The sequence below is a fragment of the Fretibacterium fastidiosum genome, assembly GCF_000210715.1.
Classification (GTDB): domain Bacteria; phylum Synergistota; class Synergistia; order Synergistales; family Aminobacteriaceae; genus Fretibacterium; species Fretibacterium fastidiosum.
In genome coordinates, this window is sequence record NC_021038.1 from 1,399,597 (window position 1) to 1,400,959 (window position 1,363).

General features: G+C 61.6%; 3 protein-coding genes. All 3 read left to right on the plus strand.

Annotated elements, in window-relative coordinates; all coding sequences use genetic code 11:
• Window positions 1-207 (plus strand): ankyrin repeat domain-containing protein (locus SY1_RS06405; RefSeq protein ID WP_208873125.1); only part of this gene is annotated, 207 nt, incomplete at its 5' end.
• A 200-nt stretch (window positions 208-407) separates the two neighbouring features.
• The gene (locus SY1_RS06410) at window positions 408-662 is read left to right on the plus strand and encodes a hypothetical protein (RefSeq protein WP_015556543.1); all 255 of its coding nucleotides are present in this window, start codon (window positions 408-410) and stop codon (window positions 660-662) included.
• Between the two features lie 169 nt (window positions 663-831).
• Window positions 832-1,363: ABC transporter substrate-binding protein (locus SY1_RS06415; protein ID WP_243440607.1), on the plus strand; the 532-nt coding region annotated here is incomplete at its 3' end.

Here is a 1,363-nt window from a genome sequence, read left to right on the forward strand (position 1 = left end):
GCCGGTGCCGCGACGGACGTCCCGGACGACGGGGGCACGACCCCTCTGATGGTGGCCGCAGCCAGCGACAACCCGGAGGTCGTGAAGACGCTTCTCGCGTCGGGTGCAGACCCGTCCCGGACGGACCGTACGGGGCGCAGCGCCCTGAGCTACGCCGTGCTCAAGAACGCGAGGCAGTGCCTCCCCCTCTTCGACGCGAAAAAGTGACGGGAAGTGCGCAACGCGCTGCGGCGCCTCAGTGGCGTTCCTGAAACCCGCACCTCCGGGAGCGGGGCGGTGGGGGGGCACCGGCCCGCCCCCGTCACCGGGCGACGAGCAAAACGACAAAACCTCAGAAAACAGATTGACATTCGTCCGACGGCACTTTATAATGTCACAAAATTTCAGCGAAGGAGGACGTTTCGCAAATGAACCGCAGCCTTGCCGTTAAGTTCGCGATGTCACGCCCTACGGGCGCGTCCTCCTGTGACGCGGCGGCCTCTTTCGCGCGCGCTTCCCGTTACGTTGTCGATTTCCCGGTGGACGCCCTTCTTGTGGCGTCCATTATTATTCTTGCCATTCTTGCCCTTATCGTCATGATTTGCGGGCAGCGTGCCGTCGTCCTATCGGTCGTTGCCGTGGTCCTGGCGGTCGTCGTAGGGGACGAAAAAAAGAATACTTAAGGGGAAGCCAAAAATTTTTTCAAGACGCTCCATCGCGCGGCTGCACTCTTAAAGAAGGGCAGCCGCCTTTTTTTTGGCCACAGGTCCCCAGAATCGCCGAACGGCCGTTGGCGGGCAGGGGGATACGGCATAGAACTTCTGTGAGATTGAATTTAAGGAGAGGAAAACGATGAGAAAAAGGACCAGGAGAGCTTTTACCCTTGCGGCGGGCCTTGCCCTGAGCGTCGTCATGGCGGCGGGCTGCGCCTTTGGAGCCGAGGCCTTTAAGCTGGGCGGCACGGCGCCCCTGACGGGCGGCGCGGCCATCTACGGCAACGCGGTGAAGAACGGCGCTCAGATCGCGGTGGACGAGATCAACGCCATGGGCGGGGTGCAGTTTGAGCTTCGCTACGAGGACGACGTCCACGACGCCGAGAAGGCCGTGAACGCCTACAATCTCCTGAAGGACTGGGGGATGCAGCTCTCCATGGGGGCCGTCACCTCAAAGCCCTGCGAGGCCACGGCTGCAGAGACCTTTAACGACCGCATCTTTGCGCTGACGCCCTCCGCTTCCGCGAAAGCCGTCACGACCAATAAGGACAACATGTTTCAGATGTGCTTCGTGGACCCCAACCAGGGCTCTGCCTCCGCGCAGTACATGGTCAACAAGGGCCTGCCCCGGAAGGTCGCCGTCATCTGGAAGAACGACGACGTGTACTCCA

What these genes read in the sequence shown, in the direction of transcription:
- SY1_RS06410 (WP_015556543.1), top strand. Translation starts at nt 408, where the DNA reads ATGAACCGCAGCCTTGCCGTTAAGTTCGCGATGTCACGCCCTACGGGC.